The 25081-nt window shown below is 70.9% G+C and carries 28 protein-coding genes, 2 tRNA genes and 1 pseudogene; 15 read left to right on the top strand and 16 right to left on the bottom strand.

Features of this window, described 5'->3' with window-relative positions:
- Positions 1-26 precede the first annotated feature (26 nt).
- From KI388_RS06410 to KI388_RS06400, 3 genes are all read left to right on the top strand, one after another.
- Complete coding sequence (locus tag KI388_RS06410; RefSeq protein ID WP_215088519.1) at positions 27-419, top strand: DUF5820 family protein; 393 nt, start codon at positions 27-29, stop codon at positions 417-419.
- Positions 420-557: 138 nt separating this feature from the next.
- The gene (purF, locus tag KI388_RS06405; protein ID WP_215088518.1) at positions 558-2057 is read left to right on the top strand and encodes an amidophosphoribosyltransferase; all 1500 of its coding nucleotides are present in this window, start codon (positions 558-560) and stop codon (positions 2055-2057) included.
- Between the two features lie 98 nt (positions 2058-2155).
- Positions 2156-3232, top strand: coding sequence for a halocyanin domain-containing protein (locus tag KI388_RS06400; RefSeq protein ID WP_215088517.1), 1077 nt, complete (start codon positions 2156-2158; stop codon positions 3230-3232).
- Between the two features lie 27 nt (positions 3233-3259).
- On the opposite strand, the gene KI388_RS06395 is transcribed toward KI388_RS06400, so the two are convergent.
- Positions 3260-3820: a DUF420 domain-containing protein gene (locus KI388_RS06395; protein ID WP_215088516.1), complete on the bottom strand. Its 561-nt coding sequence runs from the start codon at positions 3818-3820 to the stop codon at positions 3260-3262.
- A 174-nt stretch (positions 3821-3994) separates the two neighbouring features.
- Here KI388_RS06395 and KI388_RS06390 point away from each other — a divergent pair.
- From KI388_RS06390 to KI388_RS06375, 4 genes are all read left to right on the top strand, one after another.
- Positions 3995-4079: transfer RNA gene (locus KI388_RS06390), tRNA-Leu, on the top strand.
- A 515-nt stretch (positions 4080-4594) separates the two neighbouring features.
- Positions 4595-6478 carry a Glu-tRNA(Gln) amidotransferase subunit GatE gene (gene gatE, locus KI388_RS06385; protein WP_215088515.1) on the top strand — a complete coding sequence of 628 codons (1884 nt, stop codon included), beginning with the start codon at positions 4595-4597 and terminating at the stop codon, positions 6476-6478.
- Between the two features lie 84 nt (positions 6479-6562).
- Positions 6563-7087 (top strand): phosphate-starvation-inducible PsiE family protein, encoded by a 525-nt coding sequence (locus KI388_RS06380; protein ID WP_215088514.1) that lies wholly within the window; start codon positions 6563-6565, stop codon positions 7085-7087.
- A gap of 66 nt (positions 7088-7153) precedes the next feature.
- Positions 7154-7627, top strand: a complete 474-nt coding sequence (locus KI388_RS06375) for a hypothetical protein (protein WP_215088513.1) — start codon at positions 7154-7156, stop codon at positions 7625-7627.
- A 24-nt stretch (positions 7628-7651) separates the two neighbouring features.
- Here the strand turns inward: KI388_RS06375 and KI388_RS06370 are convergent, their stop codons facing one another.
- Positions 7652-8134: an Lrp/AsnC family transcriptional regulator gene (locus tag KI388_RS06370; protein ID WP_215088512.1), complete on the bottom strand. Its 483-nt coding sequence runs from the start codon at positions 8132-8134 to the stop codon at positions 7652-7654.
- A 183-nt stretch (positions 8135-8317) separates the two neighbouring features.
- Here KI388_RS06370 and KI388_RS06365 point away from each other — a divergent pair, with 183 nt between their 5' ends.
- Positions 8318-9253: an EamA family transporter gene (locus tag KI388_RS06365; protein ID WP_215088511.1), complete on the top strand. Its 936-nt coding sequence runs from the start codon at positions 8318-8320 to the stop codon at positions 9251-9253.
- A gap of 37 nt (positions 9254-9290) precedes the next feature.
- Here the strand turns inward: KI388_RS06365 and KI388_RS06360 are convergent, their stop codons facing one another.
- Both KI388_RS06360 and KI388_RS06355 read right to left on the bottom strand, forming a co-directional pair.
- Positions 9291-9890 (bottom strand): hypothetical protein, encoded by a 600-nt coding sequence (locus KI388_RS06360; protein ID WP_215088510.1) that lies wholly within the window; start codon positions 9888-9890, stop codon positions 9291-9293.
- 141 nt (positions 9891-10031) lie between these two features.
- Positions 10032-10400, bottom strand: coding sequence for a 2Fe-2S iron-sulfur cluster-binding protein (locus KI388_RS06355; protein WP_215088747.1), 369 nt, complete (start codon positions 10398-10400; stop codon positions 10032-10034).
- Positions 10401-10527: 127 nt separating this feature from the next.
- On the opposite strand from KI388_RS06355, the gene KI388_RS06350 reads away from it, so the two are divergent.
- Complete coding sequence (locus KI388_RS06350; protein WP_215088509.1) at positions 10528-11517, top strand: biotin--[acetyl-CoA-carboxylase] ligase; 990 nt, start codon at positions 10528-10530, stop codon at positions 11515-11517.
- 15 nt (positions 11518-11532) lie between these two features.
- Here the strand turns inward: KI388_RS06350 and KI388_RS06345 are convergent, their stop codons facing one another.
- Positions 11533-12063, bottom strand: coding sequence for a universal stress protein (locus KI388_RS06345; protein WP_215088508.1), 531 nt, complete (start codon positions 12061-12063; stop codon positions 11533-11535).
- 185 nt (positions 12064-12248) lie between these two features.
- Between KI388_RS06345 and KI388_RS06340 the strand changes: the two genes are divergently transcribed.
- From KI388_RS06340 to ptsP, 4 genes are all read left to right on the top strand, one after another.
- Positions 12249-12506, top strand: coding sequence for a hypothetical protein (locus KI388_RS06340; RefSeq protein WP_215088507.1), 258 nt, complete (start codon positions 12249-12251; stop codon positions 12504-12506).
- 105 nt (positions 12507-12611) lie between these two features.
- Complete coding sequence (locus KI388_RS06335) at positions 12612-13814, top strand: redox-regulated ATPase YchF (RefSeq protein ID WP_215088506.1); 1203 nt, start codon at positions 12612-12614, stop codon at positions 13812-13814.
- A gap of 79 nt (positions 13815-13893) precedes the next feature.
- Positions 13894-14196: an HPr family phosphocarrier protein gene (locus KI388_RS06330; protein ID WP_215088505.1), complete on the top strand. Its 303-nt coding sequence runs from the start codon at positions 13894-13896 to the stop codon at positions 14194-14196.
- On the top strand, positions 14193-15977 hold the full coding sequence (gene ptsP / locus KI388_RS06325; RefSeq protein ID WP_215088504.1) for a phosphoenolpyruvate--protein phosphotransferase: 1785 nt from the start codon (positions 14193-14195) through the stop codon (positions 15975-15977). The genes KI388_RS06330 and ptsP overlap by 4 nt, the downstream gene beginning before the upstream one ends.
- Before the next feature lie 41 nt (positions 15978-16018).
- Here the strand turns inward: ptsP and KI388_RS06320 are convergent, their stop codons facing one another.
- The 11 genes and pseudogenes from KI388_RS06320 to KI388_RS06275 form a co-directional block, all read right to left on the bottom strand.
- Positions 16019-16429 (bottom strand): PTS mannose transporter subunit IID, encoded by a 411-nt coding sequence (locus KI388_RS06320; RefSeq protein WP_215088503.1) that lies wholly within the window; start codon positions 16427-16429, stop codon positions 16019-16021.
- A 34-nt stretch (positions 16430-16463) separates the two neighbouring features.
- Positions 16464-17156 (bottom strand): annotated as a pseudogene (gene dhaL, locus KI388_RS06315) (dihydroxyacetone kinase subunit DhaL); the annotation flags it as partial.
- Entirely contained in the window at positions 17153-18151 is a 999-nt protein-coding gene (gene dhaK / locus KI388_RS06310; RefSeq protein ID WP_215088502.1) for a dihydroxyacetone kinase subunit DhaK, read from the bottom strand. The gene dhaK and the pseudogene dhaL, both read right to left, overlap by 4 nt.
- Before the next feature lie 120 nt (positions 18152-18271).
- Entirely contained in the window at positions 18272-18394 is a 123-nt protein-coding gene (locus KI388_RS15500; protein ID WP_256441523.1) for a hypothetical protein, read from the bottom strand.
- A gap of 90 nt (positions 18395-18484) precedes the next feature.
- Positions 18485-19678: a pyridoxal-phosphate dependent enzyme gene (locus KI388_RS06305; protein WP_215088501.1), complete on the bottom strand. Its 1194-nt coding sequence runs from the start codon at positions 19676-19678 to the stop codon at positions 18485-18487.
- A gap of 131 nt (positions 19679-19809) precedes the next feature.
- The gene (locus KI388_RS06300) at positions 19810-20445 is read right to left on the bottom strand and encodes a GNAT family N-acetyltransferase (RefSeq protein ID WP_215088500.1); all 636 of its coding nucleotides are present in this window, start codon (positions 20443-20445) and stop codon (positions 19810-19812) included.
- Between the two features lie 102 nt (positions 20446-20547).
- Entirely contained in the window at positions 20548-21225 is a 678-nt protein-coding gene (locus tag KI388_RS06295; RefSeq protein ID WP_215088499.1) for an MBL fold metallo-hydrolase, read from the bottom strand.
- Positions 21226-21407: 182 nt separating this feature from the next.
- Positions 21408-21791: a PIN domain-containing protein gene (locus KI388_RS06290; RefSeq protein ID WP_215088498.1), complete on the bottom strand. Its 384-nt coding sequence runs from the start codon at positions 21789-21791 to the stop codon at positions 21408-21410.
- Positions 21781-22005, bottom strand: a complete 225-nt coding sequence (locus KI388_RS06285; RefSeq protein WP_215088497.1) for a ribbon-helix-helix domain-containing protein — start codon at positions 22003-22005, stop codon at positions 21781-21783. Before KI388_RS06285 ends, KI388_RS06290 begins: the two co-directional genes overlap by 11 nt.
- A 277-nt stretch (positions 22006-22282) precedes the next feature.
- Positions 22283-22356, bottom strand: a tRNA-Ile gene (locus KI388_RS06280).
- A gap of 103 nt (positions 22357-22459) precedes the next feature.
- Positions 22460-23104 carry an FxsA family protein gene (locus KI388_RS06275; RefSeq protein WP_215088496.1) on the bottom strand — a complete coding sequence of 215 codons (645 nt, stop codon included), beginning with the start codon at positions 23102-23104 and terminating at the stop codon, positions 22460-22462.
- Between the two features lie 146 nt (positions 23105-23250).
- Between KI388_RS06275 and KI388_RS06270 the strand changes: the two genes are divergently transcribed.
- Positions 23251-23958, top strand: coding sequence for a DUF1405 domain-containing protein (locus KI388_RS06270; RefSeq protein WP_215088495.1), 708 nt, complete (start codon positions 23251-23253; stop codon positions 23956-23958).
- 75 nt (positions 23959-24033) lie between these two features.
- A complete protein-coding gene (locus KI388_RS06265) occupies positions 24034-25080 on the top strand; it encodes a hypothetical protein (RefSeq protein WP_215088494.1) in 1047 nt (348 codons plus the stop codon).
- Position 25081 lies beyond the last annotated feature (1 nt).

Genomic DNA, 25081 nt, shown 5'->3' with positions numbered 1-25081 from the left:
CAAGCCTCCGCGACCGAGGGGGCGCCATGGCCTTCGAATCGCTGCCGGAGGGGTGGCGGGTGTGGAACGAGGAGCCGAGCGGGCGGGCCATCCTCGTCTACCGCCCCGACGTCTTCGGGACCGGCGACCTCCCCGACGAGTGTCTCCCGACGATCTACCTGACGAACGGCGCCCGAAACGCGCGGCCCGGCTCGGGTCAGTACGCGACCGAGGAGTGGCACGTCGTGCTCTTCTTAGAGCCCGAGATAGAGGCGGTCGCGGAGACGTACGAGAGCCGCGAGGCGGGCGCGGCCGGCGTGGTCGACGCCGCGGAGCGGTTCGTCGCGGGGGAGGTCGACTACCGGGCGGCGTATCAGGTGCCGCGAGAGGACTACTTCGCGCGCCTCGACGAGTTCGTCGGCGGCGAGGGAACCGCGTGACCGCTTTCAGTCGGACCGCGTGACGGCGGGCGGACGCCCGTCGTTTTGTCCACGATTGTGTATAAATAGAGCCAAGAAGCAGAGCGATACGCCACGAACACGAGGATTTTTATCGCCGCCCGCCTCACCCTCGGGTACATGAACGCCGGTGGGGACTACGGCGGCGACGAACCGCGGGAGAAGTGCGGCGTCGTCGGCGTCTCGCTCGAGGACCGGGAGGCCGCGCGACCGCTGTACTACGCGCTGTACGCGCTCCAACACCGCGGCCAGGAGTCGGCCGGGATCGTCACGCACGACGGGTTCCAACAGCACAGCCACGTCGAGCGCGGCCTCGTCGGCGACGCCTTCGAGGAGGGGGACCTCGCGTCGCTGTCGGGCGGCACCGGTATCGGTCACGTTCGCTACCCGACCGCCGGGAGCCTCGACAAGAGCTGCGCGCAGCCCTTTTCGGTCTCCTTCAAGTCCGGCTCGCTCGGGCTCTCGCACAACGGCAACCTCGTCAACGCCGACGAGGTGCGCGAGGAGCTGGCCGCGGCGGGCCACGCATTCACCTCCGACGGCGACACCGAGGTGATCGCTCACGACCTCGCGCGAAACCTCCTCGAAGAGGACCTCGTGCGCGCCGTCAAACACACGATGAACCGCATCCACGGCTCCTACTCGCTGGCTATCACCCACGACGACACCGTGTTAGGCGTGCGGGACCCGCTCGGGAACCGCCCGCTCTGTCTCGGGAAGATAGACGGCGGCTACGTCCTCGCCAGCGAGTCGGCCGCCATCGACACCCTCGACGGGGAGCTGATCCGCGACGTGCGGCCCGGCGAACTCGTCGTCTTAGACCCCGACGGCACCGGCTACGACACGTATCAGCTCGTCGAGCGTGACTCGACCGCCCACTGTTTCTTCGAACACGTCTACTTCGCCCGCCCCGACTCCGTCATCGACGAGAGCCTCGTGTACGAGGTTCGACGGAAGCTCGGCCGGAAGCTCTGGGAAGAGTCCGGCGTCGAGTCCGACGTGGTGATGCCAGTCCCCGACTCCGGGCGCGCGTTCGCCTCCGGGTACGCGGACGCCGCGGGCGAGACGACCGCCGACGGCGAGCCCCGCGAGGCGGACGACGGCGGCGTGGAGTTCGCGGAGGGACTGATGAAGAACCGGTACGTGGGCCGGACGTTCATCATGCCCACGCAGGACGAGCGCGAGCGCGCGGTCCGGCTGAAGCTCAACCCGATCAAGTCGACGGTGGAGGGGAAGTCGGTCACCATCATCGACGACTCCATCGTCCGCGGGACGACCTCGACTCAGCTGGTCGAACTGGTCCGCGAGGCCGGCGCCGAGGAGGTCCACCTCCGGATCGGCGCGCCGCCTATCCTCGCGCCCTGTTACTTCGGCATCGACATGGCGACGCGCGAGGAGCTGATCGCCGCGGACGCCTCGACCGAGGAGATACGGCAGGAGGTGGGCGCCGACTCGCTCTCGTACCTCTCCATCGACGCCGTCGCGGACGCGGTCGGGGAGAGCCGCGCGGACCTGTGTCTCGGCTGCGTCACCGGCGAGTACCCCTTCGACGTCGACGGCGAGGCGACCGACCGCGACGTCGACGCACCGGTCTCGGACCCGGCGCCGGCTGACGATTAGGGTCCCCTCTCGGCGTCGATCCCGCACGCGTTCGTCGCCGGTCCGGCCGCTCGGAACGTATCGGGGGCTTAAATACGCTCACCGTTCGACGTGGGGGTATGACACGGAACGCCGACGCTGCCGCCGAGGGCGACGACGCCGGGTCGATGAGCCGTCGCGGGTTCTTCCGCGCCGGGGCCGCCGGGGCGGCGGTCGCCGCGGGAGTCGCCGCCGGAAGCGGGACCGCGGCCGCCCAGTACGACGGCTGGCTGGAGGGCGTCAGCAACTACGACGGCACCCACGACTACCGCGGGCAAGGCGAGGTCACCGTCGAGGTCGGGGCGGGCGAGAACGGGCTCCTGTTCGGTCCCGCCGCTATCCTCGTCGATCAGGGGACGACCGTGGTGTGGGAGTGGACCGGGCAGGGCGGCGGCCACAACGTCGTCGCGGACGACGGCACCTTCGACAGCGGGTCTGCGGTCGGGGAGGAGGGGACGACCTTCGAGCATACCTTCGAGGACGCGAGCGACGGGGACACGTTCAACTACTACTGCGGCCCGCACCAGTCGGTCGGCATGAAGGGCGTCGTCGCGGTCGGCTCCGTCGACGACGACCTCGTCGACCCGCAGGCGGAGGGCGGCGACGGAGGGGACGGCGGCTCCGGCGGGGGCGGCGCGTCCGGTTACGGCGACTGGTTCGAGGACGTCGGCAACTACGAGGGGACACAGGACCTCCGCGGTCAAGACGAGGTCTCCGTCTCGGTCGGCGCGGGCGAGAACGGCCTGCTGTTCGACCCGCCCGCGATTCTGGTCGATCAGGGGACGACCGTGGTGTGGGAGTGGACCGGGCAGGGCGGCGGCCACAACGTCGTCGAGGAGAACGACGCGTTCTCCAGCGGCGAGCCGGTGGCGGAGGAAGGGGAGACCTTCGAGTACACCTTCGAGGACGCGAGCGAGGGCGACGTGTTCCGCTACGCCTGCGCGCCGCATCAGGGCGTCGGAATGAAGGGCGCGGTCGCGGTCGGCGCCGTCGACGACGAACTCCTCGGCGGCGAGGGCGGTGAGGGCGGCTCCGGCAGCGGGAGCGGCCTCTCCGCGAGCGACATCGGGACGCTGGCGCTCGGGTTCGGCTTCGCGGGTGCGCTGCTCGTCCCGCTGTTCTACGCGGCACACCAGAAGGCCGAGCGGAACGCGTAGTCGACCCGCCTGTTCTGTCGTGTCCGGTCAGTAAACGTGGTACAGCAGCAGGTAGACGCCGATACCCATTGAAAAGGAGACCAGCCAGAGGACGGCGCCGACCATTCCGACCTGCGAGTGCCGAGTGTGGTACAGATCCTCGTACGGCCGGGTCGCGGCGAGGAAGAGCGCGTGGAAGACGAACGGGACGCAGACGATGGCGAGCAGGATGTGGACCGCGAGGAAGGGGAGGTAGACGTACGAGTAGACGGCCTCCGGGCCGGGGAACTCGGTCGTGCCGACGAGGATCAACCGGTAGAGGTACGCGCCGAGGAACGCGGCGAACAGCGCGAACGAGGTGACCATGAAGTTCCGGTGGCGCTCCACGTTCCCGCGAGAGATCGCGCGCCAGCCGAGGACGATCGTGGCGATGGCGGTCGCGGAGACGGCGGCGTTGAAGTGCGGGATCGCGGCGAGGACGGCGTCGCTCGCCTGTGGCAGCAGGGAACTCGGAATCACGCCGCCCACCGCGCCGAAGACGAGCGCGAGCGCGACGACGGAGGCGACGGCGGTCAGGACGGAGACGTTCTCGCGGGCCCAGTCGGACATGATCCGGCATTCGGATGCGACCCCCAAACGCGTGCCGGTTGCGGTCGACGCGTTTCGACCGGGATCGCTGAGTCGCGGGCGTCCGGCGGTCTGCGAAACTCCGCCACGGTCCCGCCAAATGGAAGGGCTTTTAATTAGGGGAAGGGTACGTGGAGACGCGACAGAACACCGCGAGCGTGGGTAGCCAAGCCAGGCCAACGGCGCAGCGTTGAGGGCGCTGTCCTGTAGAGGTCCGCCGGTTCAAATCCGGTCCCACGCATCGCAGGGGTACACCCCCGAACGATGCACGGTGTTGTCTCTACGACAGCACCCACGCACAATTCCTTTCGAACGTTACGTGACGAGTGACGAGTACGATCGGAACGCTGTGGTCGTGAACACCTCCAAAGCCCCAGCCGCTCGCTTATAAATGATTGAACGCAGATCGACGGTGAACACCTCCAAAGCCCCAGCCGGGAGGGCGGCGCACGCTCGCTGCGGTCCTCAGTCGGTCGCTTACGCTCCCTCCTTGCGGTCCTTACGTCGCCTGCGCCGCCCTCCCGGCTGCCCCTTTGAGTCCCACCCCGCACCGCTCCGCACAGCGCCTCACACCTCCCCAGCCTCGTCGGCCTCCCTTCGGTCGGCCGACTCCCTCGCGCGTGCACCTCGCGCCCAAGGGGCGCTCGCAGGCACGCGCCACTGCCAATTCATTTATAAGTACCATCGGTAGTCTCGACTCTTCTCGCTCGCGCGAACTGCCACCCTTTTAGTCGCGCGCCGTCGGAGTGAGGCGTAATGAGTACGGACGCGACCCCCGAGTACGACTACGAGGAGTTGGGGCTCGTCGCCGGGCTGGAGATCCACCAGCAGCTCGACACCGAGACGAAGCTGTTCTGTGACTCCCCGACCGTCGAGCGCGACCCGGACGAGGCCGAGCGGTCGATCACCCGGCAGCTCCACCCGACGAAGAGCGAACTGGGCGAACTCGACGACGCGGCGATGGAGGAGAGCCGCGTCGACCGCGAGTTCACCTACCTCGCGTACGACACCACCTGCCTCGTCGAGGAGGACGACGAGCCGCCCCGGCGCGTCGACGGCGAGGCGCTCTCGGTGGCGCTCCAGATAGCCGACCTGCTCGACCTCTCGGTGGTCGATCAGGCCCACGTCATGCGGAAGCTCGTCATCGACGGCTCGAACACCTCCGGCTTCCAGCGCTCGATCCTCCTCGGACAGGACGGCGAGATCGAGACCGAGTCCGGCTCGGTGTCGGTCGTCGACCTCATGCTCGAAGAGGAGTCCGCGAAGCGCGTCGAGGAGACGGAGGAGGGCGTCGTCTACTCGCTCGACCGGCTCGGGGTGCCCCTCGTCGAGATCGGGACGGGCCCCGACATCCGCAGCCCCGAGGGCGCGCGGCGGGCCGCCGAGCGGATCGGGATGCTGCTGCGCTCGACGGGCGCGGTCAAGCGCGGCCTCGGCACCATCCGGCAGGACGTGAACGTCTCCATCGCGGACGGCGCCCGCGTCGAGGTGAAAGGCGTTCAGGATCTTCAGGGGATCGAGGACATCGTCCGTGGCGAGGCCGGGCGACAGGCCGAGCTGCTCGCGATTCGGGACGAACTCCGCGAGCGCGACGCGAGCGTGGGCGACGTCTCCGACGCGACCGACGTGTTCGCGGACACCGAGTCGGGAGTCATCCGCGGCGCGCTCGACTCCGGGGGGAAGGTGACCGCGGTCCCGCTGTTCGGCTTCGACGGCCTCGTTGGGCGGGAAATCCAGCCGGACCGCCGGCTCGGCACGGAGCTGTCGGACCACGCGAAGCGCCACGGCGCGGGCGGCATCTTCCACACCGACGAACTGCCCGCGTACGGCGTCACGGCCGAGGAGGTCGGCGCCCTCCGCGACGCGGTCGGGGCGGGCGAGGACGACGCCGTCGCCATCGTCGCCGCCGACCCGGAGACCGCCGACCTCGCGATCGAGGCGGCCGCCGAGCGCGCCGAGACCGCGATCGAGGGCGTCCCCGAGGAGACCCGCGGCGCGAACGACGACGGGACGACGCGGTACCTCCGGCCGCTGCCGGGCGCGGCGCGGATGTACCCCGAGACTGACGTGCCGCCGGTCGAGCCTGACCCCTCCGACGTGGAGACCCCCGAACTGCTCGACGAGAAGGCGTCGCGGTACGCCGAGGAGTTCGGGCTCGACGCCGGGCTGGCCGAGCAGGTCGCGTTCGGCCAGCGGTTCCCGCTGTTCGAGGCGGCGGTCGAGCGGGGCGTCGACCCCACCTTCGCGGCCTCGACGCTAGAGTCGACGACGACGGAGATCCGCCGCGACGGCGCGCCCGTCGAGAACCTCACCGACGACCACTTCCTCGACCTCTTCGACCTCGTCGAGGACGGCGACCTCGCGAAGGAGGGCGTCCCCGAGGTGTTAACCACGCTCGCGGAGGAACCCTCGCTGTCCGCGGCCGAGGCCGTCGAGGCGGCCGGGCTCTCGGGCGTGAGCGAGGACGAGGTCCGCGAGGCGGTCGTGGAGGTCGTCGAGCGCAACGCCGACCAGATCGAGGCCGAGGGGATGGGCGCGTTCTCCGGCCTGATGGGCGAGGCCATGGGTGCGCTCCGCGGCAAGGCGGACGGCGAGGTCGTCTCAGACGTGTTACGCGAGGAGATCGGCGAGCGCTCGTAACCGGAACGCGGTCCCGGCGCGCCGCGTCGGTTAGGCCCGTTCTTTAGGTGGCGGGAGTTCCTGATTCGATCTGAGGGACACCAGATGGCAGACTCGTCCGCGGTCGACCCGTCCGACGACCCGTCAGGGCCGGAACACGCGTCCGACTCGGCCGCAGCGAAGACGCGCGGCGACCGCGTCTCCGACGCGACGAACCGATTCATCCACGGCGTCGAGCTGGCGGCCGCGGCGCTTTTCGCCCTGTTGTTCGGCATCGGCGTGGTCGACCTCGCGATCCAGATCGTCGAGTCCGTCCCGACCGGCGCCATCACGGACCCGAACGTCGTCATCGGCTTCATCGAGACCGGACTGCTGCTGCTCATCATCGTCGAGGTGTACGAGACGGTCGTCGCCTACATCGAGCAGAGCGACACCCGGCGGATCGTTCGGCTGGTGATCTACACCGGTGTCATCGCCATGGTCCGGAAGGTAATCATCTTCCGCACCACGGAGTATCCGTCGACCCAGGACGCCCTGTTCGCCGCGGTGTCGTACACCATCATCATCGGCGGCCTAGTCGCGCTGCTGTTCGTCGAGCGCTCGGTCGGGTCCTCGCTGATGGCCGAGTGAGACGCGGTCGGTTCGCGAGGGGTCGCCCCACCGACACTTTTTATCCTCGGCGCGGAAGTCGGCGCCATGAGAGAGCCGTTCGACCCGGGGTTCGACTTCGACCGCGGGACGGTCGCGGCGGTCACCGCGACGACGATCCTCCTGTGTGCGACCGTGATGTTCGTGTTTGACCGCCCGGCGTGGATGCTCCCCGTCGCCATCACCGTCGGCGGGGTCGCGACGATGCTCGGCGGGTTCTACGACGCGAGCGCGAACAACGCGCTCCTCGGCGTGGGGGTCGCGGCGGCCCCGCTGTACCTCCTCGCGTTCGTCTACCGGATCGGGGGCGTGCCGACGCCGGGGACCGACCCCGACCTGCTGTTCGCGACCGCTGTCTACTCGATGGCCGACATGCTCGGCTACATACCCATGATGGCGGTGTTCGCCTACCTCGGCGCCACCGCCACCGACCGCGCCCGGCGCCGCTTCGAACCGCCGGTCGGCTACCGGGACCGGGGCGACGCCCGGCGGGTGACCGGTCTCGACGAGGAGACGCGCTGACCGGGCGACCGCCGACCCGCCCGCTCAGTCCGTCAGCTCCTCGATTAGCGTGTCGAGGTCGTACGTCGCCGGCGCGCGCGACTCGTCGCGCAGGGTCGCGATGGTGAACGTCGAGTTCGTGCGCTCCACCTCCGGGATCGCCTCGAAGTCGCTGATGAGCCGTTCGACGGTGTCCGACGAGGAGAGCCGCGCGAGGACGACGAAGTCCGTCTCGCCCATCGTGAAGAACGCCTCCGTGACGCCCTCCACCGCCAGCAGTTCGTCCGCGAACTCCTCGTAGGGGCCCTCGTAGCTCGCGAGCACCTCGACGATGACGGTGACGCCGAGTCCGAGCGCCTCGTGGTCGAAGTCGTACAGGTCGTTCTCGATGACGCCGTCCTCGCGCAGGTTGTTCAGCCGGTAGTGGATCGTCGACACCGGAATCCCGGTCTCCTCGTGGAGCCGCTCCGGGCTCCCGGTGCCCAGATCGGAGATGGCCTTCAACAGCCGCACGTCGCGCTCGTCCATACCCCGGGATCGACCCCCGATCGGTTGTATATGTCGACCGACAGGGTTGGAGTCCGCTCTAAGATACGGTCGCAGTTCGGCCGTCGAATCGGACCTGATTCGTATGTCTGATTCTTCATTCCGAATATCGGAAGTTCCGAGAGTATTATTTAACTACACTCGTGAATTTCGAACTGATAACCAGTGAATCTCAGAAACCTCCTCTCTACTCCGGAAGCCATCGTCGCCGCGTTCCTCCTCCTCGCGACGCTGTGGGGGACCTCCTTCGTCGCCATCGAGGCCGGCCTCCACTACTTCCCGCCGCTGCTCTTCGCCGGCGTCAGGTACGTCGTCGCGGGGGCGGTCGTGCTCGGCTACGCCGCGGTCGCCGCGGACCGGTGGGTCCCGCGGGGCCGCGACGAGTGGCTCGGCGTCGCCGTCGCCGGCACCTTCGTGATCGCGGCGTACCACGGGTTCCTCTACCTCGGGGAGATCCGGATCTCCGGCGCGGTCGCCGCGGTCGTCGTGAGCCTCACGCCGGTGTTGACGGCCGTCTTCGCGGCCGTCCTCCTCCCGAGCGAGCGGCTCGGCCCCGTCGAGATCGGCGGCTTCGCGCTCGGGATCGTCGGGGTGGTGGTGATCGCCGACCCGGCCGCGGCCGGCCTCGGCAGCGCGGCGGTCGTCGGCGTCGCGCTCGCGTTCGCGGGCACGGTCGCCTTCTCGCTGGGCGCCGTCCTGTTGCGTCCGCTCCGCACCGACCTCCCGATCGCCGCGCTCCAGGGCTGGGCGATGGTGATCGGCGCCGGCCAACTGCTGGTCGCCGCCGTCGCGATCGGGGAGTCGCCCGCCGCGATCGTCTGGAACCAGACGTCGGTCGCGTCGCTCGCCTACCTGACGCTGCTCTCCGGCGTGATCGCGTTCCTCCTGTACTTCGCGCTGCTGGACGCCGTCGGCCCGTCGCAGATCCACCTCGTCGGCTACGCGGAGCCGGTCGTCGCCGCGGTCGGTAGCTGGGCCCTCCTCGGTCACCTCGTCGACGCCGAGGCGTTGGTCGGGTTCGTCGCGATCCTCGCCGGCTTCCTGGCCTTGGAGCGCCGAGAGATCGCAGACTACGTCGGTATCGATCGGCTGACGCGGTAACGACGGTTGGAAGGAATTCGCCGGCGTTCCGGCGGACTCACCCCTCGACGTCCTGACTCAGCCCCGCGCGGAGGTCGCGCCCGAAGTAGTGGCCGAGCAGCGCGAGGACGAGTCCGACCCCGCCGCCGACCGCGACGAGCGGGAGGCCCCACTGCGAGAGGTAATCGATCCCGATCGGGAGGAAGCCGACGCCGAGGACGCTCGTGACCGCGCTCACCGCCCCCGCCGCGCCGCCGGCGATCCCCGTCTCGACGTACCGGCGCGTCGATAAGACGAGACCGAGCAGGAACGCGGCGAGGAACACGCCGCCCGCGGTCCCCACCGTCCCGCCGATGAGCGGGATCAGGCTCCCGGCGAACACGCCGACCGCGACTGTGACGAGCGCGAGCGCGAACGCCTTCCCGGAGAACCATCGACCGGAGACGCCGACCCGGCCGGCGTCACCGGCGCCCCGAGCGCTCCCCGCGCTCGGTCCGGCCGTCGCGGCGCCCGCCTCGGCCGCACCGTTCTCCTCGGCGCCGGCACCGGCATCGGCGTCGGCATTCCCCTCGCCGTCCGCGAGGTCGTCGTCGAGGAGGTCGTCGAGGTCGTCCATCGGGTCGCCCTCTGACGACTCGCGCTCCTTGGAGGGTTGCATACCGGAGAGTTCGGCCCCGCGGACTTGGCTTTTGCGCCGCGACCGGCGCCCGCGTCGCCCGTCGCCGCGTCGTCTCGTGTGACTCGGTACCGTTCGCCGTTTCACCGGAAACGAGGTGTGGGGGCCGCCGCTTTCCGGTGCTCAGCGGCCCTCGTCCGAGTCGTTCCCCGCGGGGGGCGCGTCGGTCCGTCGTCCGCCCCACACGCGCTTGTCGACGAGCGCGACCGTCATCGGGCGGTCGACCGCGATCTGACAGGAGAGCCGCGGGTAGCCGAACCGGTCCGCGAGGCGGTCGTGCCAGTGGTCGGCCGGCGGCCCCTCTCGGACGCGGACGCCGCAGGTGGCGCACAGCCCCCGCCCGCCGCAGTTGAGTCGGCGCGTCGCGGGCGCGTACGGCGACAGCCCGGCGTCGAGGAGGACCTCCCGGAGGTTGCGACCGCGCTCTGCGTCGAGTTCGATCCGCTCGTCACCGTCGACGACGACGAGCGGGACCGTCTCGCCGCCCCCCATATCGTCCCCGTCGCCCTCGCCGGCTCTCTTACCGGCCTCGCCCTCTGTCATCGTCGTCCCTTCGCGCGCCGGACACAAAGCGTTCGGGACCCGGAACGGCTTTCGGCGCGGGCGGCGATCGGCCGGTATGAACACGCGGCGCGCGCTGTTAGACGCCCTCGCTGCCGACGACGGCCCCGTCTCCGGTCCCGCCCTCGCGGAGTCGCTCGGCGTCTCGCGGGCGGCGGTCTGGAACGCCGTTGAGGGGCTCCGCGAGGAGGGGTTCGCGGTCGAATCGACGCCGGCGGGGTACGTCGCCCCCGACGACCCGGGCTACTCCGGGGCGGGGATCGCGTTCGGACTCGACGCCCCCTACTCGGTGGAGTACCGCGACCGGATCGCGTCGACGAACGAGCGGGCCCGCGAACTCGCCGGAGCGGGGGCGACCGACGTCGCCGTGGTCGCGGACCAGCAGACCGGGAGCCGAGGCCGCCTCGACCGCGAGTGGGTGGCGCCGAGCGGGGGGGTCTGGCTGTCGACGCTGACGCGCCCCGACGTGCCGACCGCGCGGGCGCCGCTTTTCACCCTCGCGGCCGCGGTGGCGACGACCGACGCCGCCCGCGAGGCCGGCGTCGACGCGCAGATCAAGTGGCCGAACGACGTGCTCGTCGGCGGTGGCGCGAGCGAGGAGGGGGACGACGACGCGGACGCGACCGGCCGCGGCGGGCGGAAGCTGGCGGGGATCCTCACCGAGATGGAGGGGGAGGCCGACCGCGTCGGCTGGCTCGTCGTCGGCGTCGGCGTCAACGCCAACCTCGACCCGGAGACGCTGCCCGCGGGCGCGACGTCGCTGTCGGCCGAGCGCGGCGAACCGGTCGACCGCCGCCGGTTCGCCGCGACGCTGCTCGAACGCTTCGCGGAACTGACCGAGTCGCCCGAGGCGCTCGACCGAGTCCTCCCGGCGTGGCGCGAGCGGGCGAGCACGCTCGGACGGCGCGTCCGCGTCGAGGCCGCGGACGGGGTGATCGAGGGCACCGCGGTCGACGTCGTGGAGCCGGGCGCGCTGGTGGTCGACACGGACGCGGGGCGGCGGCGCGTCCACGCCGGCGACTGCGAACACCTCCGCGACGCGGCCTGAACCGCGTTACGCGGGTCACCCGGTTTCGGTCACGTCGGAGGCCGGTCCGTCCGCCCCGGTCCCGCCGGCGGTCGCGGACTCGGCCGCCGTCGCGGCCTCGTCGTCCTCGTCGCCGATCCGGACGGTCAACACCGGGACCGACGAGCCGCGGACGACCTTCTCCGCGACGCTCCCGAGGAGGAGCCGGTCTATCCCGCCGCGCCCGTGGGTCCCCATCACGACGAGGTCACAGCCCGCCTCCTCGGCGTGGGTGATGATCTCGCGGCTGGGCGACCCCTCGACGACGGCCGTCTCGACGTCGATGTCGCGGTCGGCGGCCAGCTCGCACACCGTTTCGAGCGCCGCCTCCCCGTCGTCGTACAGCAGGTCGCCCACGCCCTCCCAGGTCGTCTCCATCGGCATCCCGGCGTACCGTGCGGTGTCGACGACGTAGATGGCGCGGACCGAGGCCCCGTGGACCGCGGCGAGGTCGAGCGCGTGACACACCGCCAGCTCCCCCTCCGCGGAGCCGTCGGTCGGAACCAGAATCCGGTCGTATAGGGGCATGTTCACGTGTACCATGACACCGGGGACTCATAACCCTTTGCGGTTCTTGCCGGTTTCTCGCCGGCGTTCGGCGGCGTCCGGCCGCGTCGCGGCGGTCGCGGCGGTCGCGTGCGTGCGGGAGAAACGCGGATCGACCCCGTCGAAGCGAGGCGCGCGCTTATGTCGCGTCCCGTCGACGGGACGGTATGCCCGACGAGATCAACCTCTCCCGGCTCGAACCGACCCTCGAAGCCCACGCGTACCCCGCCGACCGCGAGGCGCTCGCGGAGTCGTTCGCGGGGACGACGGTGCTGTTTGCCGACGGCGACGCCGACCTCGGGGACCTCCTCGACGACGTCGAACAAGCGACGTTCGAGAGCGCCGCGGACGCGGTCGCCGCGCTCCAGAACGTCCTCCCGATCGAAGCGGTGGGCGAGCCGGGGCAGTCCGACGGCGACGCCTGACCGGGCGGCCGCGGACGCGTCCCCGGCTCTCCGCCGTTCGTCACCGCTCCCCACGCCACGGCGCGTCTCGCATCGCTTTTTACGCCGGGTCGCCCACCGGTGGTAATGAGCTACCGGATCGGACTCGTCGGCAAGCCCTCGGTGGGGAAGTCGACGTTCTTCAACGCCGCGACGATGAACGACGTGCCCGAGGGCGCGTACCCGTTCACCACCATCGACCCGACCGTCGGCGAGGCGTACGTCCGCGTCGACTGCGCCGCCCCCGAGTTCGACGAGACCTGTACGCCGAGCGTCGGCGTCTGCCGCGAGGGGACGCGGTTCGTCCCCGTGAAGCTGGTCGACGTGGCCGGGCTGGTCCCCGGCGCCCACGAGGGGCGCGGCCTCGGCAACCAGTTCCTCACCGACCTCAACGAGACCGACGTGCTGATCCACGTCGTCGACTTCTCGGGCAAGACGGACATCGAGGGCGAGGCGACCGAGGGCCACGACCCGCGCGAGGATATCGACTTCTTAGAGGAGGAGCTGGACGCGTGGTACCTCGACGTGTTAGAGAAGGGTCTCGAAAAGTTCGAGACGCGGTACCACGGCGCCGACGCCGCCATCGAGAAGGAGCTGGCCGAGCAGATGTCCGCGTTCGGCACGGACAAAGACCGGATGAAGCGGACCATCCTCGCGCAGGGACTCGAACTCGACCCCGAGACGTGGAACGAGACGGACAGGGTCGAACTCGCCCGCGAGATCCGGAAGCGGACGAAGCCGATGGTGATCGCCGCCAACAAGATGGACACGCCCGAGGCGCAGGCCAACTGGGAGGAGATAACGAGCGACCCCGAGTACGACCACCTGTCCTTCGTCCCCGCCAGCGCCCACGCGGAGAAGGCCCTCAAAAACGCGGACGACGCCGGCGTCGTCGACTACGCGCCCGGCGAGAGCGGCTTCGAGGTCGTCGGCGACGTCTCCGGCGAGCAGAAGGCCGGTCTCGACCGGATCGGCGAGTTCGTCGACGAGTACGACGGCACCGGCGTTCAGGGCGCGCTCGAAGCCGCCGTCTTCGACGTGTTAGGCTGTATCGCCGTCTTCCCCGGCTCCGCGAACGGGAGCAAAGACGAGAAGGGCGTCTTCCGCGACTGCTTCATCCTCCCCGAGGGGTCGACCACCGAGGACTTCGCGTACCACATCCACTCGGACATCGGCGAGGGACTGCTCCACGGCACCGACTGCCGGAGCGGCCGGCAGGTCGGCGCCGACCGCGAGCTCTCCCACCGCGACGTGATCGAACTGGTCTCGACGAACCAGGCGGCGCCGTAGCCGGGACGGCGGCGTCGTCGGGCCGGCGACTTCGGGGAACTCCGATCAGCTATTACCCGCCGGGAGCCAACCCGGGCCCATGGAACGAACCGTGACGGTCGAGCCCGAGGCCGGACTCCACGCCCGACCCGCCTCGAGGCTGGTACAGACGGCGAACCGATTCGACGCCGACGTGTCCATCGGGCGCGCCGCCGACGGCGACGACGGGCCCGTCCGCGCCGACAGCATGCTCTCCGTGAGCGGGCTGAACGTCGAGCACGGCGAGTCGGTCCGCGTGGTCGCTGAGGGCCCGGACGCCGAGGCGGCGCTGGACGCGGTCTGTGACCTGCTCACGAGTTCCGTCGGAGAGTCCGCGGACGCCGACGCGGAGGACGCCCCGTGAGGACGCTCGACGGCGTCGGGAGCACGCCGCGCTCGGGAGTCGGAACGGTGCGCTGGTACCGCCCGGACGCCGACCTGACGCTCCCCGACCGCCCCGACCCGGAGTCCGTCAACGCCGACGCCGAACTGGCCCGGTACGAGGCGGCTCGCGACGCCGTCAGGTCCGCCCTGCGCGACGCCCGCGACCGGACGGCGGAACGCGTGGGCGAGGACGAGGCGGCGGTGTTCGAGGCCCACGAGGGGTTCCTCGACGACCCGACGATAGTCGAGGACGTCGAGGCCGCAGTCCGCGACGGGACGCCCACGGAACACGCCGTCGCGGACCGGTTCGACGCCGCGGTCTCGCAGTTCGAGGGGATGGAGGGGCGGATGGCCGAGCGGGCCGACGACCTGCGCGACGTCCGCGACCGCCTGCTGCGCGCGCTCCTCGCGGAACCGGGCGAGGCGTCGGACGGCGACGAGCCGTCGGACGCCGAATCCGACGCCGGCGAGCCGTCCGGACCGGTCGCCGCCCGGTCGCCGGCCGACCTCGCCACGCTCCCCGACGGGACGGTGCTGCTCGCGGAGCGGCTCACGCCGAGCGACACCGCCGCGCTCGACCCCGACGCGATCGCCGGGATCGCGACGGCCGAGGGCGGCCGGACCTCCCACGCCGCGATCATCGCGCGGTCGCTCGCGATCCCCGCCGTCGTCGGCGTCGGCGCGGAACTCGATTCGATCGCGGACGGGGAGACTGTCCTCGTCGACGGCGAGGCCGGCGAGGTCGTCGTCGACCCCGACGAGGAGCGCCGCGCCGCGGTCCGGGAGGCGGGCCCGGAGGCGATCCGCGAGCGCGTCGCGACCGCCGACGCCCGGCCCGTCGAGGTCGCGGCCAACGTCGGCGGGGAGCCGGAACTGGCTCCGGCCGCCGAGCGCGGCGCCGACGGGGTCGGGCTGTTCCGAACCGAGTTCCTCTTCGTCGACCGCGAGGCGGCGCCGACCGAAGAGGAGCAGTACGAGGCGATCACGGCGGCGCTGTCGGCGTTCCCGGACGACCGCGTCGTCGTGCGCACGCTCGACGTCGGCGGGGACAAGCCGGTCCCGTACCTCGACCTCCCCGACGAGCCGAACCCGTTCCTCGGGCGGCGCGGGATCCGGCTGTCGCTCGACGAGCACGCGGACCTCTTCGAGACGCAGCTCCGGGCGCTGCTGCGCGCGGCCGCGACCGAAGACGGCGACGGACTGGCCGTGATGTTCCCGCTGGTCACGCGGGTCGAGGAGGTCGAGCGCGCGGTCGACGCCGTCGAATCGGTCGCGGCCGACCTCGCGGACGAAGGGGTCGACCACGCGGTGCCCGACCTGGGAGCGATGGTCGAGACGCCGGCGGCGGCGTTCGTCGCGGACGCGCTGGCCAAGCGCCTCGACTTCCTGAGCGTCGGGACGAACGACCTCGCCCAGTACGTGATGGCGGCCGACCGCGGCAACGACGCCGTGGCCGAGTACCACGACCCGCTCCACCCGGCGGTGCTGCGCGCGCTCGACCGCGCGACCGCGGCCGCCGAGGGGACCGACGCGTGGGTGGGGATGTGCGGCGAGATGGCCGGCGACCCGGCACTGACGGCGCTGCTCGTCGGGCTGGGCTTCGACGAACTCAGCATGAGCGCGGTGACGGTGCCGGACGTGAAACGGCGGGTGCGCGAGGTCGACGCCGAGGAAGCGGCGTCGCTCGCGGCCGCCGCGCTCGCCTGCGAGACGCGCGGCGAGGTGCTGGACGTGCTGGGACTCGACGACCGGGCGGCGTAGACCGAACCGGAAGGAGGGGGTCGGCGGCGATTCGGTCCGACTTACAGCTTCTCGATGTCGCGGGCCGCCTCCGCCTGCTCGCGCACGGACTCGACCGTGGCCGAGGGGTCGGTGGCCGCGACCGCCGCGTTGACCGCGCCTTCGAGGACGGGCGCGTCCGCGATCACGGCCTCCGCGTCGCTCAACTCGACGGCGACGTCCGCGTTCATCACCGCGCTGCCGAGGTCGACGAGGACGACGACGCCGTCGCCCTCGCTTCCCTCGGTACCGTTACCCTCACCTCCGGCCGCGGCGTCGATCGCGTCTTCGATAGCGTCGGGAACGGTGCCGATCCCGCCCTTCCCGTCGCCGCCGACCGGTTCGATGCGGGTGCCGCCGGCCATCTCGGCGGCGACCTCCGCGATCCCCTCGGCGGCGCGCTCGCTGTGCGAGACGACGACGATCCCGACCATCAGTCGTCCCCCGGGTCGGCGGCGGCGCCGTCGCGTCCGGATCCTCGTCCGGGATCGTCGGTGAGGCGGCGTCCGTCTCGGGGACGTCGACGTCGAGCCGCTCCGCGGCGACGGCGAGCAGCTCTTCTACGATGAACAGCGCGCTCGTCGCGCCGGGGTCTTGGTGGCCGACCGAGCGCCAGCCGAGGTAGGAGGCGCGTCCCTTTCTGGCTCTGATCGGAACGGTGAACGCGACGCCGCGCTCCGCGGCGTCGACGGCCTTCGCGAGCGCCTCGATCGGCTCCAAGTCGTCCACCTCGATCGACTTCTTGAACGTGTGGACCGCGGGCGTCAGCGCGTCGACCATCGTCTGGTCGCCGACGCGCGCGTCGCCGCGGTCCTCGACCTTCTCCAAGTACGTCTCCGCGAACGCGACCGCGGTCGCCGGGGTGATCCCGTCGTCGAGCTCGCCCGCCGCGAACACGAGCGACCCGCCGAACAGCGGGCCGGAGGCGCCGCCGACCTCGGCCATCAGCGTCTTGCCGACCGTCTTCGCGACGGTCTCCGCGTCCGGGTCGTCGAGGTCGCGCGCGGCGTCGGCCGCCTTGGCCCAGCCGCGCGCCATGTTCCCGCCGTGGTCGGCGTCACCGATGGCGGAGTCGAGCTGGGTCAGGCGGTCGCGCTCCGCCTCGATGCGCTCGGCGACCGCCTCGACCGCCGCGACGACCGCCGCGCCGTCGTCGGTCATGTCGTCGTCAGCGCCGGGGTGTCGGCCGGCGCGTCGAACAGCTCCTTCAGTTCGTCGTCAACCGCGCACACCGTGATCGACGCGCCCGCCATGTCCAGCGAGGTCATGTAGTCCCCGACCCACGCGTCGTGGGTCTCGAGGCCGCGCTCGCCCAGCAGTTCCTGAAGCCGACGGTTGAGCACGAACAGCTCCATCTGCGGGGTGGCGCCCATCCCGTTGACGATCGTGAGCACCTCCTGGCCCTCGTCGAGGTCGAGGTCGTCGAGGACCGCGTCGGTCAGCTTCTCGGTGATCTCGTCTGCGCTCATCGTCTCGGTGCGCTCGGTGCCCGGCTCGCCGTGGATCCCGATGCCGAGTTCGATCTCGTCGTCGCCCAGCTCGAAGGTCGGCTCGCCCTTCTCGGGGGTGACACAGGAGGTGAGCGCGGTGCCCATCGTCCCCACGTTGTCGACCACCTTCTCCGCGACGCGCTTGACCTCAGAGAGGTCGGCGCCCCGCGCGGCCTTCGCGCCCGCGGCCTTGTGGACGAGGATCGTCCCGCAGACGCCGCGACGGCCGGAGGTGTACAGCGAGTCCTCGACGGCAACGTCGTCGTCCACGACGACGCTCTCGACCTCGACGCCCTCCATCTCCGCGAGTTCGATGGCGGTCTCGAAGTTCATCACGTCGCCCTCGTAGTTCTTGATGACCGCGAGGACGCCGTCGCCCGCGTCGCAGGCGCCGATCAGCTCCTCGAACTCGTCGGCCGTCGGGGAGGAGAACACGTCGCCCGCGGCCGCCCCGTCGAGCATCCCGTCACCGATGTACCCCGCGTGGGTCGGCTCGTGGCCGCTGCCGCCGCCCGTGACGATCCCCACCTTCCCCTCGACCGGCCCGTCGTCGCGGACGAGCACCTGCGTGTCCGACAGGCGCCGCAGCCGGTCGGGATGCGCCGCTGTCATCCCGTCGAGCATCTCGTCGACGACGTCGTCCGGGTCGTTGATCAGCTTCTTCATGATCGACCGAAGTGACTCGCCCGGACCGGTTAAGCGTAGTGGGGAACGGGGGTCGACACTTCCGCCCGCGGGCGGTCCCCCTCTCCGCCCACGGGCACCCCCGTCACCGTTCGCGGGGGCTCAGTTCGGTTCGAGGTCGGGAGTGCCGCACTCCCGACAGCGGTACACTCCCGCGTCGGTCCGGTCCGGGACGCGGAACTCGTGGCCGCTCTCGCAGACCCCGCCGTCGTCGAAGGGATCCACACCCCGCCTCACGGAGAACCGCGTGTAAACCGCTGTGGTCGGGGTCGTTCCGGGATTCCGAAACGTGCGATTCCGTGCCAGCGCGACCGGTCACGGCGCTATCTCGCGGACCGCGCCGGGGACGTCCGCCCGATCGATCTCGCGAACCGACCGCGAGTCGACCCCGGACGGTCCGTACTTGTACCCCGACCCGGTCAGTATCACGGCGACGTCGTCCGCGGCGTCGAACTCCCCGGCTGCGGCGAGGTCCCGCACGGCAGCCGTGGCCACGGCGCACGACGGCTCGACCGAGACGCCGGCGTCGGCGGCGAGGCGCTCCCGCTCGGCCAGCATCGCGTCCTCCGAGACGGACGCGACCGCGCCGTCCGTCGCTCGCGCGGCGGCGAGGGCCCGGTTCCCGCTCGGCGGGTCGCCGTTGTTGATCGAGACCGCCGCCGTCGGCTCGCCGTCGACGGACTCGACCCGCGATTTCCCCCGTCGGAACGCCCGCGCGATCGGGTCGCACCGCGCGGCCTGCGCGAGGTAGATCCGCGGGAGCGTCGAGAGCAGTCCCGCCGCCTTCAGCTTTCGGAGGGCCTTCCAGACCCCGCTCGCCTGTCCGCCGCTGCTGACCGGCAAGACGATCGCGTCGGGGGCGTCGGGAGCGAACGCCTCGCAGATCTCGTACGCGACCGTCTTCTGTCCGGCCACCCGGAGCGGGGCGTCGGAGTTGAGGAACGCGACGCCGAGGTCGGCGCCGAGCGTGTCGCGGTAGAGCCGTCCGTACTCGCCGCGAACCCGGAACAGGTGGGGGTCGTGCTGGGCGATCATCGCGAGGCGGGAGTCCGGAGTGTCCTCGGCCACGAGGATGGCGGCCTCCCGGCCGGCCGCCGCCGCGTGCGCGGCCACGCTCAGCGCCATGTTCCCGTGCGAGACGGTTCCGACCGGGCCGTCGAGGCGACTCATCCCGACGGCCGTCCCCCGGTCCTTGAAGCTCCCCGTCGGGTTGGTCCCCTCGACCTTGAGGTGGATCCGGGGCCCGTCCGGCGGTTCGATCGACGGCGCTCGAAACAGCGGCGTGCCTCCGGCGGCGGCCGCGAGGCCGCCCGGTTCCGCCGCCGGAAGCGCGGACTCGTAGCGCCAGAGGGAGTCACGTCCCAGTCGGACGCCCCCGCCCTCGCTCGCGTCGGGCCACGAGAACGCGGCGGCGTCGGTCTCGAACCAGAGCGGCTCGCCGCACGCGCAGCGGGCCGCGTCGCCGGCGGCGTACGTCTCGCCGCAGTCGTAACAGACCAATCGGTCCATACGCCACCCTCTCGGTCGGCTCACAAAGCGTTGGCTACGGGCGACCGATAGCTGTCGACCGGCCGACGCCGGCCGACCGCGTCCCGCGCTCGCTCAGGTCCCACGTTCGATCGCGTCCCGCGGACCGCCGGTCACAGCTCCTTCTCGAAGTGCACCAGTTCGTACGCGCCGGCGGTAGAGGTCCCCGTCCGTTCGTACCCCCGGTCCGCGTAGAAGTCGAGCGCGGCGGCCTGACGCGTCGAGGTCGTCGCGAGGAGCGCCTCGAACCCGGCCGCGCCGGCCCGGCGTTCGAGCTCGTCGAGCAGCCGCCGCCCGTAGCCGCGCCGCTGGTACGGCGGCGCGACGCGCATCCGGTGGAGCTCCGCGGCGCCGGGGCGGTCGCGCTCGTCGTTGCGGCCCGCCTCGCTCGGCACGTAGCCGCCCATCGCGGCGAGCGTCCCGTCGTACGTCGTCAGTTCGGCCGTCTCCCGCGTCGGCGGTGTCGAGTCCGGCGCCGCCGAGTCCGCCGCCGTCGATTCTGGCGCCGTCGAATCCGGCACCGCGTTTCCTGTCACCGACGCGTCGGGCGCGTCGTCCGCGTCGACGACGCCGACGAGGAACTCGCCCCCCGGGTCGAGGTACGACGCCTCGACGCTCCGCAGGTTGTCCGTCCCGGGGACGTCCGACGGGTCGACCCCGGTCTCCCCTATCGCCCACTCGTGGAGCGCCCAGACGGCGTCGTCGTCGCGCGGGTCGTACGACCGGAGCGAAAGCGGGTTCGGTTCCACGGCGAGAGGTGACCGCGCCGCCGGCTTGAACGTGCGGGTCGCGGTCGCGCCCGCCGCCGTCTCTCCGCCGGCTTACCGGTCGGTCGCTACCCCCTCGCCGCCTCACCGCTCGGCAGCCAACTCCCCGATGCGGTCGGTGCCGGACTCGACGTGGCCGCCGTGGAAACAGAGGGTCTCCGCCACGTCGAGTCCGGCGAGGGTCTCGACGCTCTCCCACGCGGTGTCGAGGTCCCGCGTCACCTCGGGGCGGGGGCCGACGAGGTCGCCGTCGACGACGTTGAGGGCGTCGGCGGCGAGGAGCAGCGCCGCGTCGGGGAAGTACGCCGACACGTGACCCGGGCTGTGCCCGGGCGTGGCGACGACCTCCATCGGTCCCGCCGCGGTCGCGAACGTCTCGCCCCCACTCAGGCGGACGTCGACCGTCGTCGGGTCTATCGCCAGCGGGCGCTCCTCCGTGGACTTGACCAACTCTTTCTCGCCTTCGAGGTACGGCGCCTCCGTCTCGTGGGCGAACACGACGGCGTCGGTCCGGCCCGCGACGGTCGCCAGACAGCCGGCGTGGTCCGGGTCCTGGTGGGTGACGAGGATTCCCCACACGTCGCTCAGGTCGAGTCCCTCCTCTTCCAGCGCGGCTTCGAGGACGGGGAGCTTCTCGGGCAGTCCGACGTCGACCAAGAGTAGTCCGCGCGGCGTCTCGACGGCGGCCGGACGGAAGGTGGCCTCGCGGTCGTCCATCGATACGTGTAAGCGCAGTTCGTACACGCCCGGCGTGAGTCGCATAGTGATGGTTGGCAATCGAGCGACTTGAAACGGGGGACCAGATCGGGTTCCGGCGTCGCTTATCGGTTGTCCGGAGACAGGTCCGCCTCGCCGCGGAATCGGAATCCAGCCAGTCCGACGACGCCTGCGTTCGTCTCTGACCGACTCCCGGCAAGTCAGTACGAAGGGGGGCCGGGCCCCGCTCAGAGTTCGCGCGGGTCGACGGTGGTGATCTCGTCGATCGACGGGTACAGCGTGTCCGTCGAAACGAGGATCTCATCGAGGACGTCCGCCGTTCCGAGGTGGACCGCGTCGAAGAGGTTGAGCCGATCGTACGTCCGTTGAAGCGCTCCGCCGGCGGCTATGTGGGGTTCCCGAAGCGGGACGAGTAAGACCCCCTCGTCGGCCAGCGATTCGTTTACCGTGGTGAGCCGCTCGCGACCCCACTCTCCTTCCATCGCGTATTGGACCTCGATACAGGTCGAGACCGAGGTCTTCGGGTCGTCGATCGCGGTGAGGTCGACGGCCGAACTGAGCCAGTCGTCGGCTTTCAACACCGCGAGGACGACGTCCGTATCAAGGTACACGCTTGCGGTCCAGTCGCTCCTCGATGTCGTCCGCCGCCTCCGCTGCCGTGCGGTCGTGGAGCCGTTTCTGGAACTCCTCGCGAACCACCAGCCGAGCACCGTATCGGAGCGCCTCCGAACGCGATCCGAACTGTCCCTCCTCCACGAGGGCGTCTAACTCTTCGACGAGCTTCGGCGGAAGCGACACCGGTACGGGTTTCCTGTCTGCGCTCATAGTATACAGCTCGTATAGACGGCGTATAAATTTTGCTCGGATATCGATACTATCGCTGTACGGTCTAAGGGAATCCTCGCGAACTTGCTATCCGCTGGTCTCCGACGGTCGCACTACGTAATAGTCCAAAATCGACCGATAGCTACCGGACTACTCGAAACTCCACACTAATATCGAGACACGACTCGCTGAGGAAGTAGCGACGAGACGGAAATTGGGTGGCTGGGGAGTCCCAGCCCACCAATCCCGCACGGCCGAAGACCGTGCGCGTTGTAGGTGGGCCAACACGGATTTGAACCGTGGACCTCCCGGTTATCAGCCGAGCGCTCAACCTGACTGAGCTATTGGCCCAGGTGAGCGCATTCAGTCGTTGCGCGGGTAGGATTTTAAGGGTTTCCTTTCGGGAGCCGGCCGCCGTGTGGCGGTTTCACGGACGTTCGCGACGCCCGCGCCGTCAGTCGGTCCGCCGCTGCTCCTCGTCTTCGACCGTGTACTCCACGTCGACCACGTCGTCGTCCGCCGACGCGTCGCCGGGGTCCGCGCTCCCCCCGACGCCGCCGTCGCCGTCGTCTCCCTCGCCGCCGGAGAACCCGTCGGGACCACCGCCCGAGGCGCCGCCGGGACCGCCGCCGGGGAAGCCGCTCCCGCCGCCCATCGAGAAGCCGCCTTCGCCGTCGCCGGGGAAGCCGCCGATGTAGACGTTGCCCGAGAGGAACCCGTCCGTCTCGCGTTCGATGTACGGGACGACGACGTACTTCTTCAAGGCCATCCGGATCGGGACCCGCGAGAGCGGGAGCGCGAACAGGAAGCCGACCGCGTCGGTGACGAGCCCCGGCGTGAGCAGGAACGCGCCCGCCGCGATGAGCAGGCCGCCGTCGAGCAGTTCGTCGGTCGGCGGCGCCCCGCGCGACACTTTGCGCTGGATACGCGCGAGCGTCGCCCGGCCCTCGGCGCGCAACAGGAGCATCCCGAGGACGGCCGTCAACACGACGAGCGCGACCGTCACGGCCCACCCGAGCCGCGTCGCGACCACGATCAAGAACAGCGCGTCCACGAGGGGGACGACGAGCAGCAGCGCGAGCAGCGTTCGCGGGCGCATACCCCCGCCTTTCCGCCGGGCGCCCATAGCCCTTTTCGTCGCGGCCGTGGGTCGGGCGGGACGACTCCGCTCGCGGCCCGCCCGCGCTAGCCGGTCGCGTCCGCCGCGACCGCCACGGCTTTGCCCGCCCGGTCCGAGCCGGCGGTATGGACCTCGTCGGCGCGCTCGGCCGTGACCCGCCGGACCGCGAGTCGCTCCCGCGGTGGGTCGCGCCGCTCCCGAAACGGCTGGAGGACGTCGCCTTCCGGTTCGCGTGGGTCATCGTCGCGATCAACCTCGTCGGCACCGCGTTCGGCTTCTGGTACTACCGGTTCCAGTTTCGGGCGCTCCCGACCGAGATGTGGATCTTCATCCCCGACAGCCCCGGGGCGACGCTGCTCATCGCGCTCGCGCTCGGCGCGTGGGCGCTCGGGCGGTCGAGCGACACCCTCGCCGCGCTCGCCTTCTTCGGAAATATCAAGCTCGGGCTGTGGACCCCGTACGTCCTCGTCGCCTTCTACCCGGAGTTCCTCGCGGTCAACGGCCCGGCGCTGTACGCGTTCCTCCTCTTCAGCCACCTCGCGATGGTGGTCCAGGCGTTCGTCCTTCACCGCATCACCGACTTCCCGCTCCGCGCGGTCGCGGTCGCGACCGCGTGGTACACCGTCGACCTGCTGATGGACTACTTCGTGCCCGTGATCGGCGACGTGACCCACACCTCGCTGCCGTACGCCGACGGCGCGCCGTGGTTCACCACGACCGTCCTTCAGGTCGCTGCCGCGGGCGCGGTCGCGCTCACCGTGACCCCGCTGTTCTGGGCGCTCGGGACCCGGATCGCGACGCTCCGGAACCGCGCGAGCGACTCCGGAGCCTAGTCGGGTCTCGCGCGAGGCCGAACCCGACCCCTCCGCGCTCACCGATTTAAGTGACCGGCCGCCGTCGGGTCGGTCATGAGCCATTACGAGCGGATCGCGGAGCTGTCGGTGACGATCGAGTCGGTCGGTCGCCGCCGGCGGACCGCCGACACGACGAGCGGGTTCGAGCGCACGACGACGGAGTACCGCCTCTCCGGCGACGGTCTCGTCGGGCGCGGCGAGGACGTGACCTACGAGACCGCCGACCACGACGCGCTCGCCGGGACCGACCCGATCGACGTCGAGGGCGAGTGGACCATCGACGCGCTGTCGGACCGGCTCGACGAGGTCGACCTCTTTCACGGACACGAGCCGGAGAGCGAGGCCTCGCGCAACTATCGGCGGTGGGCGGTCGAGAGCGCGGCGCTCGACTTGGCGCTCCGGCAGCAGGAGGAGTCGCTGGGCGAGCGGCTGGGCGTCGACCCCGAGCCGGTCCGCTTCGTCGTCTCCACGCGGCTCGGTGACCCGCCGTCGACCGACCGCGTCGAGGCGCTGCTCGCGCGCAACCCCGATCTGGAGTTCAAGCTCGACCCCACGCCGGAGTGGCCAGACGAGGCGTTCGAGACGCTCCGAGAGACCGACGCCGTGCGCGTCCTCGATCTAAAGGGTTGGTACGAGGGGACCGACGTCGACGTCGAGCCGGACCCGGAGCTGTACCGCGACGTGTTCGCCGCGTTCCCGGCCGCGGTCGTGGAGGACCCGGCGTTCACGCCCGCGACGAGCGCGCTCGTCGAGCCGCAGGCCGACCGGCTCTCCTTCGACTACCCGATCGACGGCGTCGAGAGCCTCGAATCCCTCCCGGTCGAGCCGGGGTGGTGTAACGTCAAGCCCTCGCGGTTCGGCACGCTCGAATCGCTGTTCGAGACGATCGCCTACTGCGACCGGAACGGGATCGAGATGTACGGCGGCGGGCAGTTCGAGCTCGCGAGCGGCCGCACCGCGATCCAGACGCTCGCCGCGCTCTGTTACCCCGACGGACCGAACGACGTGGCGCCGCGGGCGTACAACGACCCCGACGCCGAGCCGCCGTACCCGAAGGGCCCGCTCCGACCGAGCCGCGACGCGGTCGGCTTCGAGTTCTGAA

Origin of the sequence: Halorubrum sp. 2020YC2 (assembly GCF_018623055.1) — an archaeon.
Taxonomy (GTDB): domain Archaea; phylum Halobacteriota; class Halobacteria; order Halobacteriales; family Haloferacaceae; genus Halorubrum.
The sequence above is the reverse complement of the archived record's forward strand: the minus strand, read 5'-3'. Positions and strand labels throughout refer to the sequence as shown.